We start from the raw sequence: 26,486 nt of genomic DNA on the forward strand, positions 1-26,486 counted from the left end.
TTATTAGCTTCTGCCGGTATTCCTCATATCCGAGGAGGCTCATTGTCAAGGACAATCGGACAATAACGCGAATTGAAATCGGACACCTTATAAAAACTGTCAAGAAAAGGGTTGCCATTCCAAACTTTCATGTTTTGGAGACATTCAAAACAGCATAGCTCTAAAACTGGGGCTTGTTTTACCCCGCAAATTCCAGAGTTTTGGAGACATTCAAAACAGCATAGCTCTAAAACTTGGAAAGTTGTCAAAAAAACAGTATGCAAGTTTTGGAGACATTCAAAACAGCATAGCTCTAAAACAGTTCAGCTGGTATGATGTATTTCTTAAATGTTTTGGAGACATTCAAAACAGCATAGCTCTAAAACGAGAAACGATTCTCTGCAGTCATTCGAAGTGTTTTGGAGACATTCAAAACAGCATAGCTCTAAAACATGCGCTCTTGTGACTTTCGCAGACACTTTGTTTTGGAGACATTCAAAACAGCATAGCTCTAAAACCAAATGGATGGCGCTTGCCGCAAGGGGTAAGTTTTGGAGACATTCAAAACAGCATAGCTCTAAAACCTCGTAGAAAAAATTTTTTCCACTTAATTTCGTAATCGCACTACTCATCCTAGCAAGATTCTTGCTTTAAATGCCTCAAAATTATTTACTTAATTATTCAATTCTCAAGGATCACATATCTTCACTTACTATTATACCTTATCATCATGGTAAAGAAAATAATCTTCATCTAATATATATTGACTTTTCGTATCAACTTTTCTTGGTTCAATAAACAACACTTGAATATGCAATAAAGAGATATACTGCGTCAGTTCTTCTAATTCTTCCTTCGTTAAAAATGAACAGACATTGACTAAAACCAGTAATTTCTTTTTAGAAAGAAATTTGGTTATCTGCATAATTTCCAGCAACTTCTCGAAAAATGTATCGCTTTTAGTTTCAATCTTGATCCCCAAAGCTTTAAATAGTTCCAAAATAGTTATTTCATCTTCCTCTAAATCTAGTTCATGCTCTAATAGTTCATATCCAATCAAATCGCTTATAGTCGAACTCAGCTTTTCAATCATTGTTTTGACTTCCGGTTTCTCATTCAATTGTTGCTCTAAATCAGTATAAATCAATTTCAAAACAGCCGGAGAATTTACATCATAGCCAAAAACATCCGTAACCAACAGTAATTCTGTACCTTTGAGCGCTTTTTGTTTTTCATCAAATAGTTTTAGTTCATTCCCTTGTTCGTACTGATACAACAATTTCGTTACATGAGCAAAGGCTTTCGGATTTTCAATTATAAAAAAGGCAGATTTATCTATTTCAATCGGTTGATCCAGTAAAGAAAAATTAAGCTTCATCGTAATTTTCTCCTAAGAAAATAATTCGTGTGTCAGTATTTCCAACACTTTTATCTTGTGCACCATTCAAATAAATCATTCGCGCAAATTGTTTTTCTGTCACATTAAGTAAAGTAATCAATCCTTTTTTGGGATTATTTTGCTTCAGTCGAGCAATCATTGCTTTACTGGCAGTACCGTTTAATAGTAATTTACTGTAGACAGAAAATTGATGCATAATAAACCCTTCACTTATTAAAAATTTACGGAATTTCCGATAAGCTCTACGTTCGTCTGCTGTTTCAACCGGCATATCAAACATTAACAATAATCTCATATATCTATAACTCATATCCTAAATTCAGGAACTTCCTTTCCTTCATCATTAAGAGCTTTAATGACTTTTTTAGTATATTCACTGGCAATATTTGTTAAATACATTTGTTTGTTGTTGTATGCATACGTATTGCTAAATAAATCAAACAGCGTTCGCTTGATAGCTGGAAATTCTTTTCCTTTACTCTCATAGACAATCTTATCTACCAAAGGTCGGAATGGTTCCATCAAATCACTAGCCAAATTAAAATCATTAAACTGGTTGGCATGTTTCAATCCGAATTGTGTCATGCAACCAGATTTTACAATTTCTCTAGCAAAAATACTCATCAATAGCGTATAACCATAGTTCAACCCTGCATTGATTGGATTGGATGATTCACGTGTAAAATCGTTACCAAATAATGTATTAAAATAGATTCGAGCAGAATGACCTTCTCGATTCGTCGGATCAAAAATTTCTAATTTTTCATATAAACGATACAACGAGTCAGCTTTCTCTGCATATCCCTCTAAATTTAGAAGTTGCATTTGATTTAATATCTTCTGTGAAATTATTTCTGTCCATACTCCTGCTTTCTTATCACTCTCCCAAGCAATCTGTTTGGATAATTGCAAGCTGCTGTCATGGCGACCATAAAATGGTAGTAATTTCCCAATAGGCAAGCGTTTATCATCACAGAAAAGTACTAGTATATTTTCATCAACTAAGCGTTTAATCAACATGGAGGTTAAAGTAATATCAGTCGTTTCTAATAATAAAACATCAATCTCGGAAAGATGGATCATTTCATGCTGCTGAAGAGATTTAAATATCAAATGATTATTTTTATACGACAGTTTGGAGTGCGTATTTACGATAACTGAACGCCAGCCCATCTAATCACCCAACTTTCGATGTGTTTCATATAATCCGGTGATTGATTGATAAATGATTACAGCATCTAATAATTCTTTCAAGCTTGTGTACCGTTTTCTAGGAATTGTTTCGCCAAAATATTTAAAATCTGCTGGTGCTCCCATTTTATTAAATTGTAATACATTAATAAACGAGGAGGCTAATTCAGCTACTTCACCATCACGATTTTGTTCATACAACTTTTGAATTTTAACTAAATTAGCAGAAGCCCTTGTATATTTCTCAGAAAATTCACTGATAACCTTCAATAATTCATCGAATTCTCTACGATGTTCCTCCAAATAACGTTTACTTTTTCCTGAACTATCATTAACATGTTTGGCATGATACAATAATTCAATTAAATGCTTAGGCAACACCATTTGATTTCCTTTTTGTGCTTCTTTGGCACTTGATACCATACGCTTTCGCCCATTTTCTAACTCATATACAGTATATTTAGGTAATTTCGCTAATACTTGTGGGTTTTCAAACCCTTTATTAACTAAGTATGATATTTCATCTTGCTCAAATTTTTGACTCTCCATAATTGTCATTCCGATAATATCTTTTACACGTTTCTTTTTCTTTCCTTTTTCATAAGAAATAACCACTGAATAAGCAATTACCGGGCTGTCAAAGCCACCATATTTTGATGTATCCCATTGATTTTTTCTGGGAATCAGCTTATCTGAATTACTTTTTGGCAGAATTGATTCTTTTGAAAAGCCGCCTTTTTGAACTTCAGTCTTTTTCACAATATTCATTTGCTTGTATTGTAAAACACTCTTAACCTTACCTAAGTATTTACTATCCCAAACGATTTCTCCTTCATCATTCACACGTTTTTCTTCTTTAAACACACGCATAATATTACTATACAACTGTGCTTTAGCAGTTGCTTTATTCTCTTTAAAACTATTGAATTTTGGATATGTGCCATAAACAAATTCCGGCTCCAATTGCGGATACGCCTTTAATAAAGTAATCGCAACGACCCCATTTAAATAGGCATCATGAGCATGATGATAATCATTCACTTCACGTAGTTTATATAATTGAAATTCTCTTCTAAATTGTGAAGTTAACGCGGATTTCAAGGTAATAATTTTAGTTTTTCTTTCTTTAAGCTCTTGACCTTCCACAGCATTAAAACGATAATCTAAAATTTGGGCTATATTTTTTGTAATTTGACGAGTTTCTACCAATTGGCGCTTGATAAATCCAGCTTTATCATCTTCTGTTAGACCACCACGCTTGGCTTTGGTTAGATTGTCAAGCTTTCTTTGACTGACTAGACCTGACTTATGCAAGCTTTCCCAAAATCTTTCCATTTTATTCACTACATCTTCACTAGGGACATTATCGGATTTCCCTCTGTTCACTGAAGAACTAACCAGTACCCGATTATCAATCGAATTATCTACGATAAAGCTTTGGGGAATAATGTGATCAATATCATAGCTCCACAATTTTTCCAGTGAGAGCTCTTCCCCAGTATACATATCTTTGCCGTTTTGAAGATAGTACAGGTACAAACGATCATTTTGCAATTCAGTGTTGTTAACGGGAGCTTTCTTAAGTAAACTACTGCCCAATTCTTGCATAGCAGCTTCCAAGCGCTTTAATCTCGGTTTTGAATTGTTAATCCCTTGAGCCGTGGATTGATTTTCTCTTGCCATTTCAACTACAATATTTTTAGGTTCATAACCCATAATTTCTACAATTTCATCGACAATTTTCAAACTCTGTAAAATACCTTTTTTTATTGCAGGGCTCCCTGCTAAATTATTAACAATGTCATGTAAGTTATTTGATTTCGTATCTACTTGTGCTTTTTTTATTTCTTCTTTAAAAGAAAGATTATCGTCATTAATCAACTGCATAAAGTTTCGATTGATATTCTTCTTTGGCCCATCATCATCCATTAGATAATCCAAAATTGTCTTTTGCGAATATCTATCATAAATACCTACAAGCAATTTTCCGGATAAACGTCCCCAGCCAGTGTAATGTCTACGTTCCAATTTCTTTAAAATAGTGTCATCTATCCGATCTGAAAAACGTTCCAATTGTTTTTTTATCATTTTACGATCTTCAAAAATGGTTAGAATCTTAATGATTTCTTCCAACATCTCACTATTTTCCGGATCATTCAGCACTTCTTTCGAAAACCCCATTTTATCTTTAAAATCATGATAGACGCCAAAACTGGCATTAAATGCTTTTTGTATTCCCCGAATTTCCTGGACGTCAATACCATATTCATTTTTCAAAAAAATTAGTAATAGTTTTTGAGTAACCTTCCGATGTACTTTAAATAATTTTTCAAATATCTCCCGTTTTTCAACACTAGAAAAGTTTTGTTCATAGCCTCGTTCATCCAGATAGCTCACTTTTGTTAATTCATTAAAAACGCTATATTTTTGATATAACATACTATGTTTGGGTAAAACTTTTTCTTGTGGAAGATATAAATCATTATTGGTCATTCGTTCGATAAACCTTGTTGCAGATTGACTGTAATCTACCAATTGTTCAATATTCCAAGGCCGAATTTCTTCGTCTGAATTACGAACCAGCCACGCAAAATCACTATTCCCTTTTGCCAATGGTCCAACAAAATAGGGGATCCTGAACATTAACAGCTGAATAATTTTTTCTTCATTCTCTGCCAAAAACGGATAATATTCAGCTTGCCGTTTCAGAATCGCTTTTAATTCACTCAAATGAATTTGATGTGGGATTACTCCATTATCAAAGGTTCGTTGTTTTCTTAAAAAATCCTCTTGTGAAATTTTCTCGATAAAATACTCTGCTCCATCATATTTATTTAGTACTTTATTCATAAAGCTGTAAAACTCATCTTGCGTTGTCTTTCCATCAATGTAACCAGCATAACCATTTTTTGCTGTATCTTTAAAAATCTCTGCATATTTTTCCGGCAACTGCTTTCTCACAAATTCCTTCAAATGTTTCAAATCTCTTTGATGTGCTTCGTAACGCTCAATCATACTTGTCGATAATTTAGCATGTGTCGCTGCATCTTTTGTTGTCAAAATTCCAGAAAGTTCAATAGCTTCATACGTATTTTTAGCAGCTTCAAACACATCTGCATATTCATCGCCAATTTGTGCCAACAAACGTTCGATTTCTTCTTCATATTCCTCTCTTGAAAATAAAATTTTAGCATCTTCTTCTAAAGAAAAATATTTTTTGAAATTCCCCGTATTTCCAACAATTATTCTAATAAACTGAGCAAATAAACCTGTAGACTTTTCCCCGTCAAAAACTTGCAGAACATGATCAAATTTTCTACTACGTGACACTTTTTCAGTAAGTAACGCTTCAACATTTTTAGTTTCCTCAACAGGATTAAGTAAGCTGTCATCTTCTTGTTTAGAAAATGCTCGATTATATTCTTGTAGAAAATTTTTAAATGCTGCTGAAACAGAAGAATTATTTGTATTCAATGACCCTTCAATTAAAAAATGACCTCGATATTTAATGATATGGGCCAACGCCAAATAAACCAATCTTAAGTCAGCTTTTTCATTTGAATCTGCTAATTCTTTACGTAAATGATAAATAGTTGGATAGTGGTCATTATACTGTTTCTCTTCTTCTATTGTGCCAAAAACGGGATAACGTTCTGCACGTTTATCTTCAGGTGTCAAAAAGCTATCTTCCAACCGATTGAAAAAATTAGTATCCTTAGAAATTATTTCATCATAGAATATTTCTTGCAATGTTCTAATCCTATTTTTTCGACGCTCTAAACGACGACGAGTAGTTCGTTTTAAGCGTCGATCAGCTGCCGTCTGCCCTTGTTCAAATAGACGTACACCCCAAAAATTCTTTTTAACCTTTCCTCTATCTGTGTTTCCATTTATTTTCATTCTTCTTCTTACTAAATCATAATCTTCTGTTAAAACAGCCCAGCCGACACTTGCTGTTCCAATATCTAAACCAATTGTGTACCCTTTCCTCAATAAAAACACCGCTTTCTTTTTGATCTCATCTTTAGTTTACCAATTTTAGCTTGAAATTTCTATCATAAAAACAAAAAAACCTTGCTTTTTTTATTTCTATAGATTAAAATGATTTTGTTGGAGATATTCAAAACAACATAGCGAGTTAAAATAAGGCCTTGTCCGTAATCAACTTTTTAGTAGCGCTGTTTTCGGCGCTTTTTTTTTATTTTTCTCTTTATTCTGAGAAAACTAATTCATGAGTTCAGACATAGATAATCTTGCTATAATAAGCTTTTAATTTATGAAAACTTTATACTCTCTTAACTGCAGAAAAAGCAGGGATCAAAATCACTTTTGCGATTTTAATCCCTGCTTTTGATAAGATTTGAGATATAATTTCTGAGTCTTTTTTGGTATATTTTTATTGTTGGATTATTGATTGGCTCTACAACATTGTTGGCTAATGCTAAATTGCTGTTATGTCATAATACCGTTGAGACGAGAAATATGCTGGAGTTGATATTAGAAAATAAACACTGCTGTTAAAGCTTTCTTTCGAAGCACTTTTTCTTTTCATCAGCTGCATTTTTAGTCCAATTCCACTTTTCCTGTATATAATTGATAGTATACACCTTTTTCAGCAAGCAGATCATCATGATTTCCTCGTTCAATAATACGTCCATGATCCATAACCATAATAATATCTGAATTCTGAATCGTTGATAATCTGTGGGCAATGACAAACACTGTACGTCCAGCCATCAGACGATCCATACCTGCCTGAACATGTTTTTCTGTTCTTGTGTCGATACTGGAAGTAGCTTCATCCATAATCATAACGGGCGGATCAGCGATTGCTGCACGGGCAATTGCCAACAGCTGGCGTTGTCCTTGAGACAAGCCTTCTCCGTCACCGGTTATGACTGTATCATATTTGTCCGGCAGGTTATTGATGAAGGCACCTGCATTTGCCAGCTGAGCAGCTGCAATTACATCCTCATCACTGGCATTTAAGTTTCCGTAGCGAATATTTTCACGAATCGTTCCTGTAAATAAATGAGTATCCTGCAGAACGACTCCTAAGGATCTTCTTAATGAATGCTTTCTGATTTTCTTTATATTAATACCATCATAACGAATTTTTCCTTCCTGAATATCATAAAAACGATTAATCAGATTGGTAATGGTTGTTTTTCCGGCACCTGTTGCCCCTACAAAGGCAATTTTCTGCCCCGGCTCCGCATATAGCTGAATATCTTTAAGAACAAGCTTATTATCAACATAGCCAAAGGATACATCCTCAAAACGGACATCTCCTGTTAACTCCGTATAAGTCACTGAACCATCTTCATGAGGGTGCTTCCACGCCCAGATACCTGTCCTCGTTTCACTTTCCACCAGCTGACCATTTTCTCTATTCACATTTACAAGTGTTACATACCCATCATCTACTTCAGGCTTTTCATCAATCAATTGGAAAATACGGTCTGCTCCTGCAAGTGCCATAATTACAAAGTTGATTTGCTGCGAAACCTGACTGATGGGCATATTCAGTGAACGACTCAGTTGCAGGAAAGAAGCCAGCATCCCAATAGTCAAACTGGAAACACCATACACAGAGAACAGCCCGCCGATAATCGCCAGCAATACATATTGAATATTCAACAGGTTCATCATTATCGGCATCAGACTGTTGGCATATTTATTTGCCTGTGTCGCACTTTCACGCAGCGACTCATTGATATCAGTAAATTCCTGAATAACTGCCGATTCATGATTGAAAATCTTAACAACCTTCTGACCATGCATCATTTCTTCGATATACCCATTTACTTTTCCTAAATCTTTTTGCTGTTTTCCGAAATGCTTACTGCTTTGTCCGGCAATCAGACGAATCGTAAAGATCATAATCCCAACAGAAACGATAACAATTAAGGTTAACGGAATACTGATTGAGAACATCGCAATAAAAACGCTGATAAAGCTGACTGCTGCAGCCAGCAGATTGGGAATACTCTGAGAAATCATCTGGCGAAGAGTATCTGTGTCATTGGTAAAATGACTCATAATATCCCCATCTGAATTAGAATCAAAGTAGCCAATCGGCAGAGTTTCCATGTGCGTAAACATCTGGTCGCGAATTTCTTTTTGCGTTCCTTCACTGATTCGCACCATAATCAGGTTATAAAGAAGATTGGAAATAATTCCTGTTGCATAAATGAAGCCCATCATTGTAATGGCTTTAAGCAAGCCTGAAAAATTGGGATTTGTCAGTCCCAGAAGCGGCGTTATATAATCATCAATAACTACTTGAAGAAACAGCGATCCGCGAACATTGGCATACGTGCTGAGTAAAATAAAAATCATTACCATGGTTAACTGAAACTTATATTTTTTAACCATATAAGAGAACAGTCGTCTCAATATTTTTAAAGGATTTTGAGGCTCGTGAGCACCTTTTTTAGAGTCATTACGCATCATCTTCACCAAATCCTTTCTGTTGAGATTCATAAACTTCTTGGTAAATAGGATTTGTTGCCAACAGCTCATCATGTGTACCGATTGCGTTAATCCTCCCTTTATCCATAACAACAATTCTGTCAGAATCCTGAACAGAAGAAACTCTCTGACCGATAACAAAAGTCGTTGTACCTGGAATTTCCTGTCTCATGCCTTCACGAATCAATCGATCTGTTTTGGTATCAACAGCACTGGTTGAATCATCCATAATTAATATCTTCGGCTGCTTCAACAAGGCTCTGGCAATACACAAACGTTGTTTCTGTCCACCGGAAACATTATTTCCCCCTTGTGAAATCATCGTGTCGTATTTATCCGGAAACTCCTGAATAAAGCCATCTGCCTGAGCAATCTTACAAACTCTGATCAACTCTTCATCGGTTGCATCTTCATTTCCCCAGCGTAGATTTTCTTTAATTGTCCCTGTAAACAGAACGTTATTCTGCAGCACCATACTGACCTGATCCCTCAAGGTTTTCAAGTCGTATTCACGGACATCATGCCCACCGACTTCAACTATACCTTCTGTTGCATCATAAAGTCTCGGGATCAGCTGAACCATGGTCGATTTTGAACTTCCCGTCCCGCCGACAATTCCAATAACTTCTCCCGGTTTTATTGTCATATCTGCATGCTTCAGCGCTAATTTTTCAGGATCATTGGCATAGCTGAAACAAACATCTTTAAATGTGACACTGCCGTTTGGTACATCGAACAAAGGATGATCATTATTTTTAAGATCACTTTCCTCAGACAAAACCTCTGTTACCCGTTCTGCAGATGTGCGGGCAATAATCACCATAACAAAAACCATTGACAGCATATTTAAACTCATCAAAATCTGCATTGTATAGGTAAACATACTAATCAGCTCACCTGTTGTCAGTGTACCGCCGACAACAAATTTTGCTCCCAGCCATGAAATCAGCAGCATACATGTATACACAGCAAACTGCAGTACCGGATTGTTAAATGCTACAATACTTTGGGCTCTGGAAAAATTCTTGTAGATATCTTTTGAAACAGATTTAAATTTTTCATCTTCAAAATCTTCTCTGACATACGATTTAACCACACGAATTCCCTGAAGATTCTCTTGAACTACGTTATTCAGCCGATCATAGATACGGAACACTTTTTCAAAAATCGGATGAGCAAAATAAAAAACAATTGCCAAGCCGATAATTAAAAACGGAACAACAGCCAGATAGATAATGGATAAATCACCATTAATTTTGAATGCCATTGCAAGTGAAAAAATGAAAATCAACGGACTGCGCACCAGTAAACGAATAATCATTTGATACGCATTTTGAATGTTGGTTACATCGGTCGTCATTCTTGTGATCAAGCTTGACGTAGAAAATCTGTCAATATTGGAAAAAGAGAATTCCTGCACTTTCTTAAACAAATTATCCCGCAGGTTTTTGGCAAAACCAGCTGAAGCCACTGCTGCATAACGACCGGACATTGCACCGAAAAATAAGGCAATAATTGCGCAGATAAACAACAAAGCACCATACATCAAAATTGCTCCAGTGTCGCCCTTCTCTACCCCTCTGTCAATCATCATCGCCATAACTAAAGGAATAATAATGTCTAACGCCACTTCTCCAGTTACATAAATCGGAGTAATAATACTTTCTTTCTTATACTCACCTACATTAGCAAGTAATTTTTTGATCATGCATTTCGCCTACCTTCCTTACCTATCTCCATCTTCTTGCTGTTTTCAGACAGCTGATCAATTACTCTGAAAAACAATGCAAGCTCTTCTTCTGAAATGCCTTGAATCAGCTGTTTATCAAAGCCTTCCAGCTTACAAATGTTCTCTTTTACCTTGTGCTGCCCTGAAGGCGTCAAAAAAATCGCCTTCAGGCGATTGTCTTCGTCACAGCTCTTACGTCGGATTAATTCACGCTTTTCCATTCTTTGTAAAATCCCGCTTGCCGTAGAACGGCGGATATCAAATTCATGTTCAATGTCTTTTTGATAAACTGGTTCATTGCTGCTGTTTTTCCAGTGAATAAAATTCAATACTCTCATTTGAATTCCTGAAGAAGGCTCACCGTCTTCCTTCAAAAGCTCAGCAACTTTTCTGTTCAGCTCATTAGACAGTATCTTAATTCTCAGTGCAGTTTTTCTGCTCATAACTTTTCCTTCCCATAATTAGTTCGCTCCCTAACTATTTTACGATAGATTATAGGAAACCGTCAAGAGAAATTGCTGAAAAAAAAACAAGAAAATCAACATCAAACAAAACAAGCCTTTATACTACTCTTGGTAACTTATCTGAAACTAATATAAAGGACCTGTACATGGATACCTATCATTCAAAAACCTCTTTTCAGAAATGGTTTTCTTCTATTTCTTTAAGCAAACAGTTATTTTAATAGGTAAAGTTTCGAACACCCCAGTCTGGAATCCTACTTCACATGACCTTCTGTTATTTAGATTTACTTCATCAATACCCAGAACAAGTAGTACTCACACAAATCGACAGACTGATTAATAAAGCCGAAACCACCTATATCACAGATTACGGGTATTTCAACTATGTGCGGTCCAATCAAATGTATCCCGACGTGTATTTCTTTGTAAGCCGACTCAAGAAGGATATGTTAGTCAGCATTCTTGAGCATCTAGAGACATCTGTTTCCAAGCAGGAAAATTATTAGATTCTCAGAGCGATCAACACGTCAGCTTAGAATATGGGAAAACGTATAAGATATCTTGTTTTCGCTTAATCACCCTTGAGACAAAAGGCAAGAAACTACTTCGATGTGCCTACCTATGAACTTCCAGATATGTATCAAGCCTGTTGGTAAATTGAGTGGTTTTTCAAGTACTTGAAACAGGATCTAACCATCAAAAAACTATCCGCGTGAAGTTAAGAAAGAGCACTCAATCAAGTTTTACTCACCTCGATAGCGGTACTTCTCACGTATGTGATAAAGATTGAAGGCTGAATATTTCACATTCATCAGATTGTCGGTTCACATACCAGCCTACTAGATGTTCCTACATCAGTAGAAGAGCCTTGTATCTACTTTGAAAAGCATTGGCTGCTGCATTGGGGCAATCTATCGAAAAATTAAACTATCTTGCCGTGAACATTCTTATCAAAATCAGAGAATTTATAATGGTCTCGGCTTTACAGTCTGCTTTTTTGCGATCAATCCGGTGAACATATCAATAACTTTCTTAATTATAATTATTAGCGTGACTATCTATAGCGAAATTACCAGCTCCCCCTCTATTATTCTAAAGCAAGGCAGTTCAACTGTTCTGGCATTTTTAAATGTTCTATTGTTAATTAATTTACAACATAGTTAAACTCAAAACAGCTAAACAGTGGAAATTAAGTCAATTTTCCAACCTGTTCAGCTGCCTTCTCTTTATGTCTTTTACTCTCCGATAAAATGGAGATGACAGATTCTGTCTCTTACCCGATTTTGATCAAAATCGATAAAATAGACAGAACCAACAACACCAGTCATTAATTTTTCTTCTTTCACAACAAGAGTTTCACTTGCGCCAAAAATAGAAGCACGAATATGGGCATCTCCATTCAATAAAACGGCCGAATCAGACGGATGATCCTTATGATTCAAACTAAGCAGAAAATCTAAATGCTTTTGCCCCGGATACCGATAATTCATATTTTCTGACAGCTCTCTTGGTACAATTCGGTCTAGGACATGATTTAAGTCCGCCTGCAAAAATTCATCTCCATTATAATCCAAATCATGGACGAATTCTTCAAAAATCACAGAACAGGTTGTATGCTGTGACTGTACGGTACAAATCCCATTTTTCACTCCATTTTCATCCAAAAATTTTTTGATCTCTTCAGTAATATTGTGATAGGTTACTCGGCGTCCGTTTGACCGCAAAATCAACTCTTTCTCTGCTATTTTCATGTGGATGTTCCTCTCTTGTATTCTCCGACTTCCCGAATCATCTGACTCAAAACCGCTTCAGGATTATCCGCGCAGACAATCCCGCTGGTTCCTCCAGTTCCATCTGCTCCTGAAAGAAGTGCCTGTCTAACATCTTCAACTGTACTGATTCCAGCTGCCTGCAGTACATATACTTCTTTCGAAATCTCTTTTATCGCCTGCTTTGTCTGCTCCATATATGTCCGATCACTAGTCTGTCCCGTTCCAATTAATTCTGTCGGCTCACAGACTATGACTGTCGGTTCCAGTAAAGCAGCAGCTTTTCCCTCTTCCAGAGAATCTGCACAGACAATTGTCTTTATCCCTACCTGTTTTGCTCGTTCAATTGTCTTTTTCAATTCATTATAAGTAATTGGGTACTCCGCATGATTTAGAAACGTTGCCTGAACTCCTATTTTTGCAAGTGCTTCCGGTAAAATGTATCCCATCCCCGGCCCCTGCTCCAAATAATCCATGTGTTGAACAGTAATGATAAGATTCTTCGTCTGCAAAGCAATTCGATAAGCATCTGCATGTTGAACTGTGAAAAAAATATCCACATCATACTTTTCAGCTAAACAATCTGCTGTAATCGCTAATTTCAAAGAAGAATCTCCATAAAGATAAGCTTTGGGATTCACACAAAAAAATGGTGTCCTTAACCGACTCATTTCTGTTCCTCCTATTCCTTAGCTGCAAAAATTTGGTAACAATGTCTCAACACCTCGGCCATACCATTCTCAGCAGAACGTTTTAATTCAAAATAATCATTTGGATTTTCTGTTTGAATTTTTTCCATTGCTCCAGTTACAAGGTCTGTAAAAATATTAATTTTTACTATTCCTTCTATCGCACACCGATGCAAATTTTCATCTCCTGAAGAAGAGCCGCCATGAAGAACCAAAGGGATATTTGTTCTATTCTTGATTTCATGAAGACAATCAAAGTTAATTTGAGGAACTCCTTTGTAAAAGCCGTGAGCTGTTCCAATAGATACCGCTAGTGAATCCACATTAGTTTCAGCAGCAAAGACCGCAACCTTTTTGGGGTCTGTATAGATTGAATCACTCTGGGAATGATTTTCATAATTTTCACCAGAACCAACATGTCCTAATTCGGCTTCAACCACTACGCCTCTTGGTTGTGCATACTCGATAACTCTCTTCGTTCTTCGAATATTTTCTTCAAAAGCCTCTTGTGAAGCATCTATCATTACGGAAGTAAAACCTAAATCAATCGCTTTTTTGATAATCGCCTCATCTGTGCCATGATCCAGATGAAGAACTATGGGAACAAAAGATTCAGCAGCCAGATACTTACCTATTAAAGCTGCTTCTTCCAACGACAACAAGTCCATGTGTGCCTGAGCAAATGCCAGTATCAATGGTCGATTCATTAATTCAGCAACTGAAATAAATGTTTTGGCTGAAGAAAAATCAAAGAAGTTTGGCGCAGGAACTGCATAGTATTTTGCTTTTGCATCAGCAAATATTTCTCTTGAAGTAACTAACATTTATCTTCCATCCTTTCTGTAAAAGTTGTACCAAAAGCTGTCTGTATTACATCATTTATTCAGTTTAAGAGGATGCAATGACTCTTCAGCACATTCTCTTCTGTATATCTTCTTTTATTTAAAACTGAGACCCCCTACATCAGACTCTGATACAGTCCAATGATTTCTTCTACTGAGGTATCTCTTGGATTGCCCGGTGTGCAGACATCCTTAAATGCATCCTCGGCAATCTTCTGCAGGTCTTCGGCCTTCACACCCAGCTCTGAAATAGTCGCTGGAATGCCTACATCCCGGCTTAAACGATCAATTGCTTCACAGGCGGCATCCCTTGCCTCTTCAATCATCATCGTTTCTGCGCCCTCAATTTTTAAAGCCTCAGCGATTTCACGGTATTTTTCGCCGGTAAATGCTTTGTTGTACTTCATGACAGTCGGCAGTAATGAAGCACAGGCAACGCCGTGCGGAATATTATACCAAGCGCTCAACGGATGCGCCATTCCATGAACCAGTCCCAATCCGACATTGGAAAAGCCCATTCCCGCAATATACTGCCCCAGTGCCATTGCTTCTCTTCCAGTTTCATCACCATTTACGGAAGCTCTCAATGATCGACCAATAATCTCAATTGCTTTCAGGTGCAGCATATCCGTCATTTCCCATGCGCCCTTGGTAATAAAGCCTTCAATTGCATGGGTCATGGCATCCATGCCGGTTGCCGCAGCCAGACTCTTCGGCATCCCCATCATCATATCACTGTCCACAAATGCCGCAATAGGAATGTCGTGCGGATCTACGCAGACAAACTTGCGCTGATTTTCTTCATCAGTAATAACATAGTTGATCGTTACCTCTGCTGCAGTGCCTGAAGTGGTCGGCACCGCCAGAATCGGCAGACAGGGCTGCTTCGTATCTGCAACACCTTCCAGACTTCGGACATCTGCAAACTCAGGATTTGTCACGATAATTCCAATGGCTTTGGCTGTATCAATCGGCGACCCGCCGCCGATAGCGATAATACAGTCAGCTCCCGCTTCTTTAACAGCCACCACCCCGTCCTTCACATTCTGGATCGTCGGATTCGGAACGATGCCATCATGAACGGTATAGTTTATTCCCGCCTTGTCCAGTAAATCTGTAACTTTTGTCGCTACACCAAATTGAATCAGCTCCTTGTCGGTAATCACGATTGCTTTCTTAAAATTCCGTTTTTTAAATTCTACCGGAACTTCCTCAATTGCTCCTTTACCAAAATAGGATGTTTCGTTTAAAATCATTCGATTAACCATGTTTACACTCCTTGTATACTATATTTAGGGTTTTAATCTTCCAATTGTTGAAGAAGAACCCTCTGAACCTTTGTTATCTTTCTATTGGTATTTCCTCATTCATTTGAGAAAATATACTTAATGGATTGAGAGGTTGGATCGTCCCCTCCTTGAATCCTTAAAACTCGTACTTGAAAGACTGATCCCTCCGATTACGAATGAGTTAGATGTTGCAGGTGTTCTGCCTGACTCTATATCTAGAACAAGGTAGTGACACTTTTCAGTTGAGTAGCAATCAATCCAAATTCTTGGAAAAGGGTGGTTCTTATGTTTTATCTTGGTATTGATATTGGTAAACATACCCATGCCGTATCAGTAATGAATGCAGAGGGAAAAATTCTCCTTAAAGGGTTCTCTTTTCCAAACTCGATGGAGGGCGCTTGTAGCTTAACGAAACAATTAGAAGCTTTCTTTTCTTCACCTAATGATTTTCTCGTTGGAATGGAAGCTACCAGACATTACTGGTTGGCACTCTTTTCCTTTCTCAACGAACAAGACTATTTTGTTCACGTCATTAATCCAATCCAAACAGATGGCTGGCAAAAAGGTACTGAAATCCGCAAACGTAAAAATGACATTATTGATTCGGTCTTGATCGCTGATTTGATTCACTACGGTTCGTTTAACAACACTTCTCTAGCAGATGAAACGATGTTTTCTTTACGTCAGCTTACTCACTATCGCTCCTATCTGATTAGAACAGCGGGTTATTTCAAACGAAAAATTATCGCTGTCTTGAATCAAGTGTTACCTGAATACGAGACTACCTTTTCAAAAGTTGGCATTTTTAGAAAAGCGTCTAAAACCGTGCTTTCTAAATTTTCTTCTCCTGATGAATTCAATCAAGTTTCAGTCGAAACACTAGCTGAAACCTTGAGGTAGGCTAGTCGCAATCGCGTTGGGATAATCAAAACAGAAGCACTAAGAGATGCAGCTTCTCATTCTTTTGGTATTCGTTTTGCACAAAACGCTTTTTCGTTTCAGCTGCGCTCAATGATTGATTAACTAAATTTTTTAGAAGAACAGATCAACCAAACAGAAAATGAGATCAAACAATTGATGATGTCTTTACATTCTGTCGTTGAAACGATTCCTAGTATTGGACGGATCACTGGGGCGACGATACTAAGTAAGATTGGGGATATCCATAAATTTTCCAATCCCCAAAAATTGGTTGCCTACGCTGGTATCGATGCCTCCGTTACTCAATCTGGACAGTACGAAGCTACCCACACTGTGATGAGCAAACATGGTTCTCCTTACCTGTGAAAGGCGTTGTTTCAGGCTGCTTTGATTGCTTCACAACATGATCCCACGCTTAAAGCCTTTTATGATAAGAAGTGAGCAGAGGGGAGACACCATCTGACTGCGATTGGTTCAGTCTCTAGAAAACTGTGTTACATCCCCCATGCGATATTAACGAAAAACGAACCTTACAAAATCCGTCAGTAATGAAAATTTGATCCTTCTAATATTTATTTGGTATGCATAAAAATTGTTATTTGATTCCAGATGGATTTTATTTATTTGTACTTGACTTTATATAGTTAGTCTTTCTACATTAAAAAAAATCCTTGTTTGGAACCACACCAAACTGTTTGGCAAGAGCCCGGAAATTTTCATCTGTAATCCTTTGTTTGACACCCCCCTGTGCACAAACATACGTATACACTTCTGCCGCTTTCTCTGCAGTTTCAATCAACCCAAATGTTTCATCCATTGTTTTTCCTGCGCCATATATACCATGGAACGGCCACAAAACAATTCGAAACACCTTCATCATTTCAGCAGTTGCCTCCCCAATCTCATTTGTTCCCGGAGTCAGCCAAGGCAGTATCCCCACTCCTTCGGGGAATACAACCAGACACTCTGTACACATTTCCCACAAAGTTCTTGTAAATACTTTAGGAGTTAAGTCATGCGTAAAGCTCATTGCCAATAAATGTGTCGCATGACAATGCATCACAACCCTGTTTTCTGAATCAACTTCAAGTCGCGCAATATGACTCATAAAATGGGCTGGCAGTTCACTGGTTGGAACGCCGCCGCCTTTATATCCCCAAAGGAGGTCCACACTTTCACCGTCCCCTGCAACACGGATAATTCCCAAGTTTGTCTCAGGATCAGCAGCAACATTCTTGAAAAATTTTCCTGAACCTGTGACAAGAAAATACTTGCCAATCAACTCTTCTCCATTAAAGATCATCGGAATATTCCGTAATACCTTCGCTGCATCCACATATTGCAGCACTTCATTTTCCTCAAGAAGATAACTAATATTCCCACCATTTCGTTCATCCCAGCCCAGCCTATACAAATTGCTGGTAATATCTATCATTTCCTTAACTGCCTGATAATTCAATACATCCTTCATCCGAATTCCTCCTGAATTATTTCTTTTGATTTGATGCTGCTCGTTATCGTTAATTTTTGATTACTTTACTCTTTATTTTTCGTTCATCCATGGCTTGATCAATACTTTATTTGCCTGACCGCTCTTCATTAACTGAATGGCATCAAACAATTCTTCCAGCATCATGATCTTAGAAATATACTTCGATGCATCAATCCGTCCAGAAATAATCATATCGAATGATTCTTTGACTTGTATTGTATTCGATCCATAATGCCCATATACCCAAATACTGTTATAGTGCAGGTAGTTGGTGTCAATATCTGTCAGTTGTCCCTTGGGAACACCGCCAAAGAAGACCAGAGTTCCATTTGCTCTCACCATATAAACTGCATCTGTCTGTGCTTTCGTAGATGGATTAGCTGAAATAACCACATCTGCTCCTTCACCGTTTGTCAATCGCTTTACTTCTTCAAGTGCGTTAACTTTCAAACTGTTTATTGCATGATCTACTCCAAATTCTTTTGATTCTTCCAGCCGCTGATCATTAATCTCAACCATAATCACCTGATTGGCACCACGTATTTTTGCCAGTTCTGCCTGCAGACAACCAATTGGTCCTGCACCGACAATAACCACTGTCTGACCAATACGAACATTGACATTATCCAGACAGGCATAAACAGAAGACAACGGTTCTGCCATCACTGCCGTTTCAAATGCAGCATTTGCAGGAATTTTATATATATTTGGTCCGTTAACACCCCATGATGGGACTGCCATGTATTGTGCAAATCCCCCTTGAATACGATCGTAAGCTTTCAAATTCTTACAGCTGTGACTGTTTCCTGCCCGGCAATATTCACATTTCAGACAGGGAACTGCCGGATAAACATACAATCGGTCACCGACTTCAAACTTTGTACATTCTGCACCAACTTCTGCAACTGTCCCAACCACTTCATGTCCATAGATATGTGGATAGTCCCCTTTTCTTGAATCTGTGGTCAGGTTTCGAATATCTGATCCACATAACCCGATGACTTCAACTTTCAGTAATAATCCCTGTGCATCATACTCAGGCTTCTTTATCTCTTCAATACGAATATCATTCGCTCCATACATTAATGCTGCTTTCATTTGCTCGTTCACTCCTACTATTTTTTATTAGAACATCATACCGATTTTTTCAAACACCCAATAAATAATCCATGTGTACCATTGGGAACCAACTGCCAAAGACGTAACTTCTTTAGTACCTTCTGGCAACTGGTATCCCACCTGAACCGCTAATTGTGTTATAATAGGAGCGGCATAGCTGGAGCAATAAAGAATGATCGTGGTGAAAACTACACCTGATATCAGACCTCTGAACAGGTTTCCTTTTGACGGAAGGATAGCGAATATCATAAAGTATGGTAAAGCAGTTAAATCTGCAAGAGGCAATACTTTATTTCCTGGCAGAATGAATGCTAACACCAGTGCAAACGGGATCATTAATAATCCTGTTGTTAAAACGTAAGGGTGACCTATTCCCAGGGCAGAGTCCAATCCAATATAAAGCTCTCGTCCTGGGAAACGTTTTTGCATCCACTCCTGTGCTGATTCAGAAATCAGTGTCAGTCCGTCCATCAGCAGTGCCACCATTTTCGGCATCAACACCAGGCTTGCTGCAATGGTTACAGCTGTTTGAAAAATGATATCCAATGGCATGCGGGCAACCGCAGCCAACAGCCCTCCAACGAACAAGCCCATCAGCATCGGCTCTCCAAAAATCCCCAGACGATTCTGCACTTTTTCAGGTGTCCATGAAATATTTTTGATTCCCGGAATTCTGTCCAACAGCCAATTCAGCGGATATCCGATAAATGCCCAACCGCTTGATTGAATCTGTGGAAATGAGATTCCTTCCAATCCAAGAACTTCATCCAAATCTTTTTGTGTCCAATCTGCAACTTTGAAAATAATGGCCATATTAACAACGGCACTTAGCAGAGCAATCACCATATTTCCTGTTGCCAAGTACAGCGCACTGGCAATAACCATAGGATGCCAGAAATTCCAAATATCCACATCCATGGTCTTTGTCCATTTTAGCGCAATCATAACAGCATTCGTGGCAATAATTGTAATGAATACAAAAGGAACAACCTCTGTTCCCCATGCCAGAGATGAACCCACACCCCAGCCGATGTCAGTCGCCGTGAGTTTGAAATTGTACTGCTCAACAAGAGCCTGTGTCACCGGACTGATAGCATTCATCATCAGTGTGGCAATCACATTCAAGCCTACAAAACCAATTCCAACTGTCAGTCCTGATTTAAATGAAGCCGAAAACTTATTACCAAAAATCAGTCCCAGTATTGTAATAATCAGCGGCATCATTACACTGACACCTAAGTTGATGATGTACTGAAAAAAATCAAAAATTACTGTCATTTTTTCTCCTCCTTACTTCTTAAAAATCAACTTTTCAAAATTGAAATAATTTCGTCAATCGTTTCCTGTTTTTTGATCCCCGTCAAAAACGAACGTCCCATAACAATCGGAACATCTTTCACATCTGTAGTAATCTGCGCCGAACTAACAATCAAATCCGGTTTCAATGTTGCTACTTTTGAACTGATTTGCTGTACTGTACATTGATCCAAAGTGTAGGGAATGCCATTATTGTCCAGTGCTTCTTTGACTTTTTTCGCAATCACAGTTGAAGTGGCAATTCCCGACCCACAACATACATAAATTCTTTTTTTCTGCATCTTATTATTCCTCCGATTCTATTTTATTTTCCTATAAACAGGATTGATGCCTTAGACCATGCCCATTTCTTCTACCAATAAAGAAAAACGTTCCCGCTCAGACAGTTTCTTCTTTTTTGAATTGTAAAAGAGCATTTTTTCCTGTCCTGACATTTTAGCTGCCGGTTTCACCCACCACTCATTTTGTGTCGGGACAAGGATATACTTTGGCAGCTGCTGTCGCTGCACAAGCCAATTTTCAAAATACTGATCTGCTGTCATCTTTTCGTACGCACTTTTTTCTAAAAAGGCTTTCATTTTTCCAGGAAGATATTCTACCCAAATATATTTGGCATATAAAACAATTCCTCCATAGACAGCGAAGATTATCAAAAAAAGCAGCAGATTATTTTGAATCAGTTCAACAAAAAAGCGACCCGGTTCGCCTAAATTAAAGCTCAGCATTCGATCAATAATTGGTGCCAACATCGTGTTCCCTCCTCTATTGATTTGCTGAAAACTGCCGAATACACTGAATAATTCCGGCGGCATCTTTTGCATGTCTCAGCTTATCCATATTTCTTTCATCTTGAATCAGTTCAACCAGCACTTGAAGCATCTCTAACTGGTCTTCTGCTTTCTTTAATGCGAGCATAAAAAGCACTTCAACCTGAACCTGCTCATCCTCACTGCCCATTTGGATAAACGGAACCTGATGCTTCAGCACAACAATTGCGATAGCCGATTCATTAACATGTATGCTGTCTGCATGCGGAATCGCAACACCGATATGTTCTGTCTCCAGTCCTGTCGGGAATATTTTTTCTCGTTCAATCACTGCCTGCTTATAAGTTGATTTTGTTTTCCCCTGCTGCTCAAGTAAATCAGCCGTTTCTTCCAATAAAAGCAACTGATCCTTCTGAGTTGTGAACAGAACCAGTTCCTCTTCTACTAGGTTTTCGACATCCATCCATCTTTCACTCCGCTTCCTGAATAACTAATTGATATAACTCTTTTTCATTTGCCGCCTGTTTCATTTTTTCAAGCCGCTGTTGATTTTCAGCCAAATTCATAATTTCATAAAGCATTTCTATATGCTGCTCTTTATCTACTGGGGCAATGACAAATAGGAAATGAATCGTATCTTCCTCAGAAAAGGAGACCCCTTCACGAACAAAAAGAACAGATACTCCCAGCATCTGTACACCGTATTCCGGCAACGCATGGGGAATCGCAATTTCTTCACCTAATACAATATATGGAGCATTAAAATCATGATTGTGAATCATTTGATATACATAATTTTCGTTGATATAATCTTCGCCAATCAGAGGGTGACTAGCTAGATTAATTGCTTCCTGATAATTCAATACCTTATTGACAATCTGAACCTGATTCGCCTGAAGAAGGTCCCTTAAGCTTTTCCCCGAAGCAGCGTGTTCTTCATAGTTCACTTCATAAAGGAGCTGTGTCAATTCTTCCTCCAACTGCTCCAACTGCTCAATCGTTGAATATTTTTTTATAATTGACAGTATGTTATTTACTGAGACAGCCTTTGTTGGTTTTGTCGAGATTACTGACAAATCATTTAAAACTTCCACTCTCAAAATTTCCAGCTCACGCTGTGTCATCATTGGTTTGACTAAATATACTGGAAGCTTGCCGTCAATAGGAACAGTTGAAAAAATAATCTCAACATCATCTGGAAGTTTATTAAAGTCCCTTAGCGATTGTGGCGGAACAAATTGGAACTCGGGAAATATTTTTTGCAAAAAAGTGTGTAATGTTTGAGAAATCAGAATACCGCTCTTGCAAATAACAACTGCCTTTTTTTTAGGTGTAGCATCACTTTTTTCCGACAAGCCACTCAAAACAAAAATAGAAATGAATTCGAATTCTTCATCCGGAATTACCTCTCCAATAAACTGCTGCAGAGGCTGAAACGTTTCATAGACAATCCCTTTTAATGCCGTCTGGTATTCATTAAAATGAAAATTTTCCACACTCATTTTTAGATTCAAATGATATTTGATTCGATAATATGCCGGCTTCAAATGCAGTACCAGACGCTGTTTCAATTCTCTTTTGTTATTTAAAGTCACACAGGCTCTGCGCTCAAATTGATACAAACAGTTTTCAACAACATCAAATAGTTCTTTTGAGAGCTTTTCTGTCAGCAGATCCCCAGAAAATACATTTGTAGTCAATAATTGAAGGGTAATAAATAACTTTTCCTGATCAGGAATCCCGGTCCAGTTATCAAAAATTTTACTGGCTGCCATAAACTCCTTTGTATCTGAAAGCATATTGTTACGAATATGAAATGATTCCTGAATAATATGTCCCAGTTCAATTCTTTTAGCCATCAGTGCGAGTACATAAGGAAGATGTTCGATTCGATCATCCGTAAATTTTACATTCAGCAGCTGTTCCGCATTTTCCAAAATGTCATGATATTTTAAAAACGTCGATTCAGAAATATCAATATACTTCTTCAAAAAATGTTCTCCATTATACATCCGTTTGACAGTCATTACTGTTCGAATAATCTGCTTTCTAATATCCCACTCTGTTCCAATCAGCACATACCCTTCATTTCTGTTATAGGAAATTTGAATATTTTCAGGCAGCAGCTCCCTCAAATAATTGATTGTCCGCATTACTGTATTTTTACTGATATTCAGATCAATCATAAAATGGTCTAGCGAAAGATACCCCTGCTTGGAAAAAATCATCAGCAGAATCAGATTTGACCGCTCATCCTCTGACAATACGTAATCCTCGATTACTGTTTCATTTTTAGCTGTTTCGTCTTTATCCATTAAGTTCAGCAGATTTTTCGGTACTTGGAAATGCCCAGTACGAAGCCGTTTAATTTCAGGATAACGATTTTCTTTACACCAATCGTTAATTTTATTAATTGTATAGGTCAGCTGATTTCTGCTTAATGAAAAGCTTGTCATGAGTTCGCGATTGTCCGTGTTAGAATGATAAACAAGGTATTGAACAATATTTTTACTGCGTTTATCTAAATACATATTTCCCCCGCCTTTCTTTAGTAGGTAACTCCCCATAGATTACCCTAACCCCCTCAAATCCTTTTGATACACGGATTTACAACCTGTTCTCATTTTCTCCCTTGCAACGATTCAATTATATTATCTTAGGTGGCGACGTGAGCATTTTACAATGAACAGCATGGAGCTGTAATAATAGCCCCAAAGCGATTCTTTACTGCGCCTTTTATTGATGGACAGAGGTTCTTTGTTAAGTGCATCGGTTATTCAATCGGTCATTTTTTCATGGATTCTTTTGAGTTACCCTTCAGTCTTATCTCATAGTATCATCCAGAGGATTTCTTGAACTTAATTCCAGTATAAAGGAACGTATCAAAAAAAGAACGCGCTTTCATAACCAAAAGTCAGCAAGCTAATAAATGAAATGATGATTATTCATTTTAATATCCCATTTCACTAGATTCATCCTGCATTTTCAACTCAATATTTCTCCAGACTGTGATGCTGTTACTCTTCCTTATAATTGTTTTGCAGAATAGAAAATAGACTGGGAACAGTTTCCCAGTCTAAAGTATATCGCAGTGAGTAATTTTACAATTCGGCTCTTTATTTGATGACTTAATTCAGATCAATCTGCTTTTTTACAGATATTCTATCAGAGCTTTAATTTGCAGCCCACCAAGCTGATCCTGTTTAAGAGAGTTGAATCCACAGACGGTTTCTCAAATTTATCCCCTACTCTATTTCAATCAGCTTTATTTCTTTGACCTCAATGATAATAGTTGAATTGCCTTCATTCAAAAATACTCCTATACTGGAAATCCACGTTTGTTTCGTTAAAGCTTCATATGTCACCTTGATTTTCTCCAATTAATTGTTTCTTTCGATTCAAAGCATTCAACAGCATCCGCTGAAATTCAAATGGGGTACAGTCATCCAGTATATTCCAAGTTTCAGATAAATGATTCGTTCAACTTTAGCAGATCCTTTTTTATAGACTCAAATCAACGTATCAGACTGGCTTCTGAGCTGTATAACCATATGATAGATCACTCATAGCTTCAACTTTTCCTTTTGAATTATTATAGTTAAAATATAAACTATACTATTCGATTATCTAATGACTAGAATCCGCTCCTATCATACGTTTCCGTGCATTAACTGCTGTCATCTAAACAAAAAAAGAGAGGTGTGATTGCGGCTCAATCATCCCTCTCTTTTTTTTGTTTCTTCACTATGAGAATGGTCAGTCACCGCTTGCTTTTATCAGTCAACTTTTGTCCATTCATCTATAGTTTTACCCGAGCTGTCCTTCATTTCAAGCCAGCCATTCGTTCCGCCATAATATAAAAACAGACCGGCTTCATTCACACTCTTTAAGACAACATCCTCCGTCGTTTTAAAATCCTTGATGGCTTCCTTGTGATCATCCCGCAATTTATCGCCAAATTTCATATCCATCCCAATAGATCCGTCTTTATTCAGTCTGCCTTCAGGCTTTAAAATGGCTCCGGCCTTAATCACCATTTCATTTCTTTTTTGCCAGAGAACAGTTGCTTTGCTTTCTCGTGAATCGACATAAAATTCGATTTGGCTGACTGCTTTGGTCCAACGGTGACTGGCTTTTGCAGGCTTCGCCTTTTTAACCTGCAAACTATAACCAAATTTTTCAAGTATCAGCAATACTTCATTTTTATATTCCGTCACTGCCTTTTTCTGATTAGCAGGCACCTTTACTTCTTCAGTCACCGGATCAACCAGCTTCAGCTTATTTTCTTTTGCTTCCGTAAGAAACAGCTGTTCCAGGTATAGCGGCTCAATTTCCCATGGCGGTGTAATGACAATTATTTTATTAAAATTAGAACTATCCAATGTATATGATTCACTTACTTTGCCAATGTAGTTTACTTTATTATCCTTTAAAAGAAAATAGACCGCTGGATGTGCCAAATTAATTGACTTATCTTCAGCATCTATGATGTTGATTTCTCCTTCGCGATCCTCAAATTGAATATTTATTTTCTTCTCATTAATCTTTACCTTCAAATTAACTTCCATAGCCAACTCCCCTTTTTTCATCAGTCTAAAGACAACAAATCTGCCAAACTTTTCAGTCATATCCTAAACTCTTTGTCTTTAAAAAGTATATAGTAACACAGCTGGAAGTACAAGGCAAAAGCTTTTGACAGTAAAAAAGAGAATATTCTCTGTCAAAAGATTCTGTCGATTTTTGAGATTATCGAAAAATCAACAACACTAAAGAAGCTCATTTTTTATGACATGGCCACATCTTTTGAATGCAGCAACTAACTTATCTATTCGTAATTTTTCTTCCGGATCAAGGGTACTCGCCCGATTTTTTGAAACCTGCAAAACATCAGAATACTGTTCTCTGAAGTTTTCCACCAATGGCGCCTGACAGTTGAAAAAGACAGCTATTTTGGCTTCACTAAAATAGTCAACTCTGATTAGAAAAATATTTCTAACAACAAAGCCTGGCTAATTCCATTTTAGGTTCTCTACAACTACTTCTTC

19 protein-coding genes, 1 pseudogene and 1 CRISPR repeat array are annotated in these 26,486 nt (G+C 37.5%); of the genes and pseudogenes, 1 reads left to right on the forward strand and 19 read right to left on the reverse strand.

Annotated features, from left to right (window positions below):
• The first annotated feature begins 130 nt into the window (after positions 1–130).
• A CRISPR array of direct repeats spans positions 131–563; the repeat unit is 37 nt; unit sequence TGTTTTGGAGACATTCAAAACAGCATAGCTCTAAAAC.
• Positions 564–694: 131 nt separating this feature from the next.
• The 11 genes from csn2 to fucO all read right to left on the reverse strand — a co-directional run bounded on the left by csn2 (position 695) and on the right by fucO (position 15,804).
• On the reverse strand, positions 695–1,357 hold the full coding sequence (gene csn2 / locus IW492_RS07530) for a type II-A CRISPR-associated protein Csn2 (RefSeq protein WP_202067003.1): 663 nt from the start codon (positions 1,355–1,357) through the stop codon (positions 695–697).
• Entirely contained in the window at positions 1,347–1,688 is a 342-nt protein-coding gene (gene cas2, locus IW492_RS07535) for a CRISPR-associated endonuclease Cas2 (protein ID WP_202067004.1), read from the reverse strand. Before cas2 ends, csn2 begins: the two co-directional genes overlap by 11 nt.
• Complete coding sequence (gene cas1, locus IW492_RS07540) at positions 1,685–2,551, reverse strand: type II CRISPR-associated endonuclease Cas1 (RefSeq protein ID WP_202067005.1); 867 nt, start codon at positions 2,549–2,551, stop codon at positions 1,685–1,687. Before cas1 ends, cas2 begins: the two co-directional genes overlap by 4 nt.
• On the reverse strand, positions 2,552–6,562 hold the full coding sequence (gene cas9, locus IW492_RS07545; RefSeq protein WP_202067006.1) for a type II CRISPR RNA-guided endonuclease Cas9: 4,011 nt from the start codon (positions 6,560–6,562) through the stop codon (positions 2,552–2,554).
• A gap of 570 nt (positions 6,563–7,132) precedes the next feature.
• Positions 7,133–9,022 carry an ABC transporter ATP-binding protein gene (locus IW492_RS07550; RefSeq protein ID WP_202067105.1) on the reverse strand — a complete coding sequence of 630 codons (1,890 nt, stop codon included), beginning with the start codon at positions 9,020–9,022 and terminating at the stop codon, positions 7,133–7,135.
• Complete coding sequence (locus IW492_RS07555) at positions 9,015–10,751, reverse strand: ABC transporter ATP-binding protein (RefSeq protein ID WP_202067007.1); 1,737 nt, start codon at positions 10,749–10,751, stop codon at positions 9,015–9,017. Before IW492_RS07555 ends, IW492_RS07550 begins: the two co-directional genes overlap by 8 nt.
• Positions 10,748–11,215: a MarR family winged helix-turn-helix transcriptional regulator gene (locus IW492_RS07560; protein ID WP_202067008.1), complete on the reverse strand. Its 468-nt coding sequence runs from the start codon at positions 11,213–11,215 to the stop codon at positions 10,748–10,750. Before IW492_RS07560 ends, IW492_RS07555 begins: the two co-directional genes overlap by 4 nt.
• Before the next feature lie 1,256 nt (positions 11,216–12,471).
• A complete protein-coding gene (locus IW492_RS07565; RefSeq protein WP_202067009.1) occupies positions 12,472–12,987 on the reverse strand; it encodes a YjbQ family protein in 516 nt (171 codons plus the stop codon).
• Positions 12,984–13,676, reverse strand: coding sequence for a triose-phosphate isomerase (locus IW492_RS07570; protein ID WP_202067010.1), 693 nt, complete (start codon positions 13,674–13,676; stop codon positions 12,984–12,986). The genes IW492_RS07565 and IW492_RS07570 overlap by 4 nt, the downstream gene beginning before the upstream one ends.
• 11 nt (positions 13,677–13,687) lie before the next feature.
• Entirely contained in the window at positions 13,688–14,518 is an 831-nt protein-coding gene (locus IW492_RS07575) for a class II fructose-bisphosphate aldolase (RefSeq protein ID WP_202067011.1), read from the reverse strand.
• Positions 14,519–14,652: 134 nt separating this feature from the next.
• On the reverse strand, positions 14,653–15,804 hold the full coding sequence (gene fucO, locus IW492_RS07580; RefSeq protein WP_202067012.1) for a lactaldehyde reductase: 1,152 nt from the start codon (positions 15,802–15,804) through the stop codon (positions 14,653–14,655).
• Positions 15,805–16,110: 306 nt separating this feature from the next.
• Between fucO and IW492_RS07585 the strand changes: the two are divergent.
• Positions 16,111–17,295: pseudogene (locus tag IW492_RS07585) on the forward strand (IS110 family transposase).
• Between the two features lie 109 nt (positions 17,296–17,404).
• Here the strand turns inward: IW492_RS07585 and rhaD are convergent.
• From rhaD to IW492_RS07625, 8 genes are all read right to left on the reverse strand, one after another.
• Positions 17,405–18,217, reverse strand: coding sequence for a rhamnulose-1-phosphate aldolase (gene rhaD, locus IW492_RS07590; RefSeq protein WP_202067013.1), 813 nt, complete (start codon positions 18,215–18,217; stop codon positions 17,405–17,407).
• Positions 18,218–18,289: 72 nt separating this feature from the next.
• Positions 18,290–19,336, reverse strand: coding sequence for a zinc-binding dehydrogenase (locus tag IW492_RS07595; RefSeq protein WP_202067014.1), 1,047 nt, complete (start codon positions 19,334–19,336; stop codon positions 18,290–18,292).
• A gap of 27 nt (positions 19,337–19,363) precedes the next feature.
• Complete coding sequence (locus IW492_RS07600; RefSeq protein ID WP_202067015.1) at positions 19,364–20,635, reverse strand: PTS galactitol transporter subunit IIC; 1,272 nt, start codon at positions 20,633–20,635, stop codon at positions 19,364–19,366.
• A 26-nt stretch (positions 20,636–20,661) separates the two neighbouring features.
• Positions 20,662–20,955, reverse strand: coding sequence for a PTS sugar transporter subunit IIB (locus IW492_RS07605; RefSeq protein WP_202067016.1), 294 nt, complete (start codon positions 20,953–20,955; stop codon positions 20,662–20,664).
• Positions 20,956–21,006: 51 nt separating this feature from the next.
• Entirely contained in the window at positions 21,007–21,423 is a 417-nt protein-coding gene (locus tag IW492_RS07610) for a hypothetical protein (RefSeq protein WP_202067017.1), read from the reverse strand.
• Positions 21,424–21,436: 13 nt separating this feature from the next.
• Entirely contained in the window at positions 21,437–21,904 is a 468-nt protein-coding gene (locus tag IW492_RS07615) for a PTS sugar transporter subunit IIA (protein ID WP_202067018.1), read from the reverse strand.
• 7 nt (positions 21,905–21,911) lie between these two features.
• Positions 21,912–23,972: a BglG family transcription antiterminator gene (locus IW492_RS07620; RefSeq protein ID WP_202067019.1), complete on the reverse strand. Its 2,061-nt coding sequence runs from the start codon at positions 23,970–23,972 to the stop codon at positions 21,912–21,914.
• A gap of 1,245 nt (positions 23,973–25,217) precedes the next feature.
• Positions 25,218–26,069, reverse strand: coding sequence for a DUF4357 domain-containing protein (locus tag IW492_RS07625; protein WP_229442086.1), 852 nt, complete (start codon positions 26,067–26,069; stop codon positions 25,218–25,220).
• Positions 26,070–26,486: the final 417 nt, after the last annotated feature.

This window comes from Enterococcus sp. BWB1-3, assembly GCF_016745275.1.
Taxonomy (GTDB): domain Bacteria; phylum Bacillota; class Bacilli; order Lactobacillales; family Enterococcaceae; genus Enterococcus_L.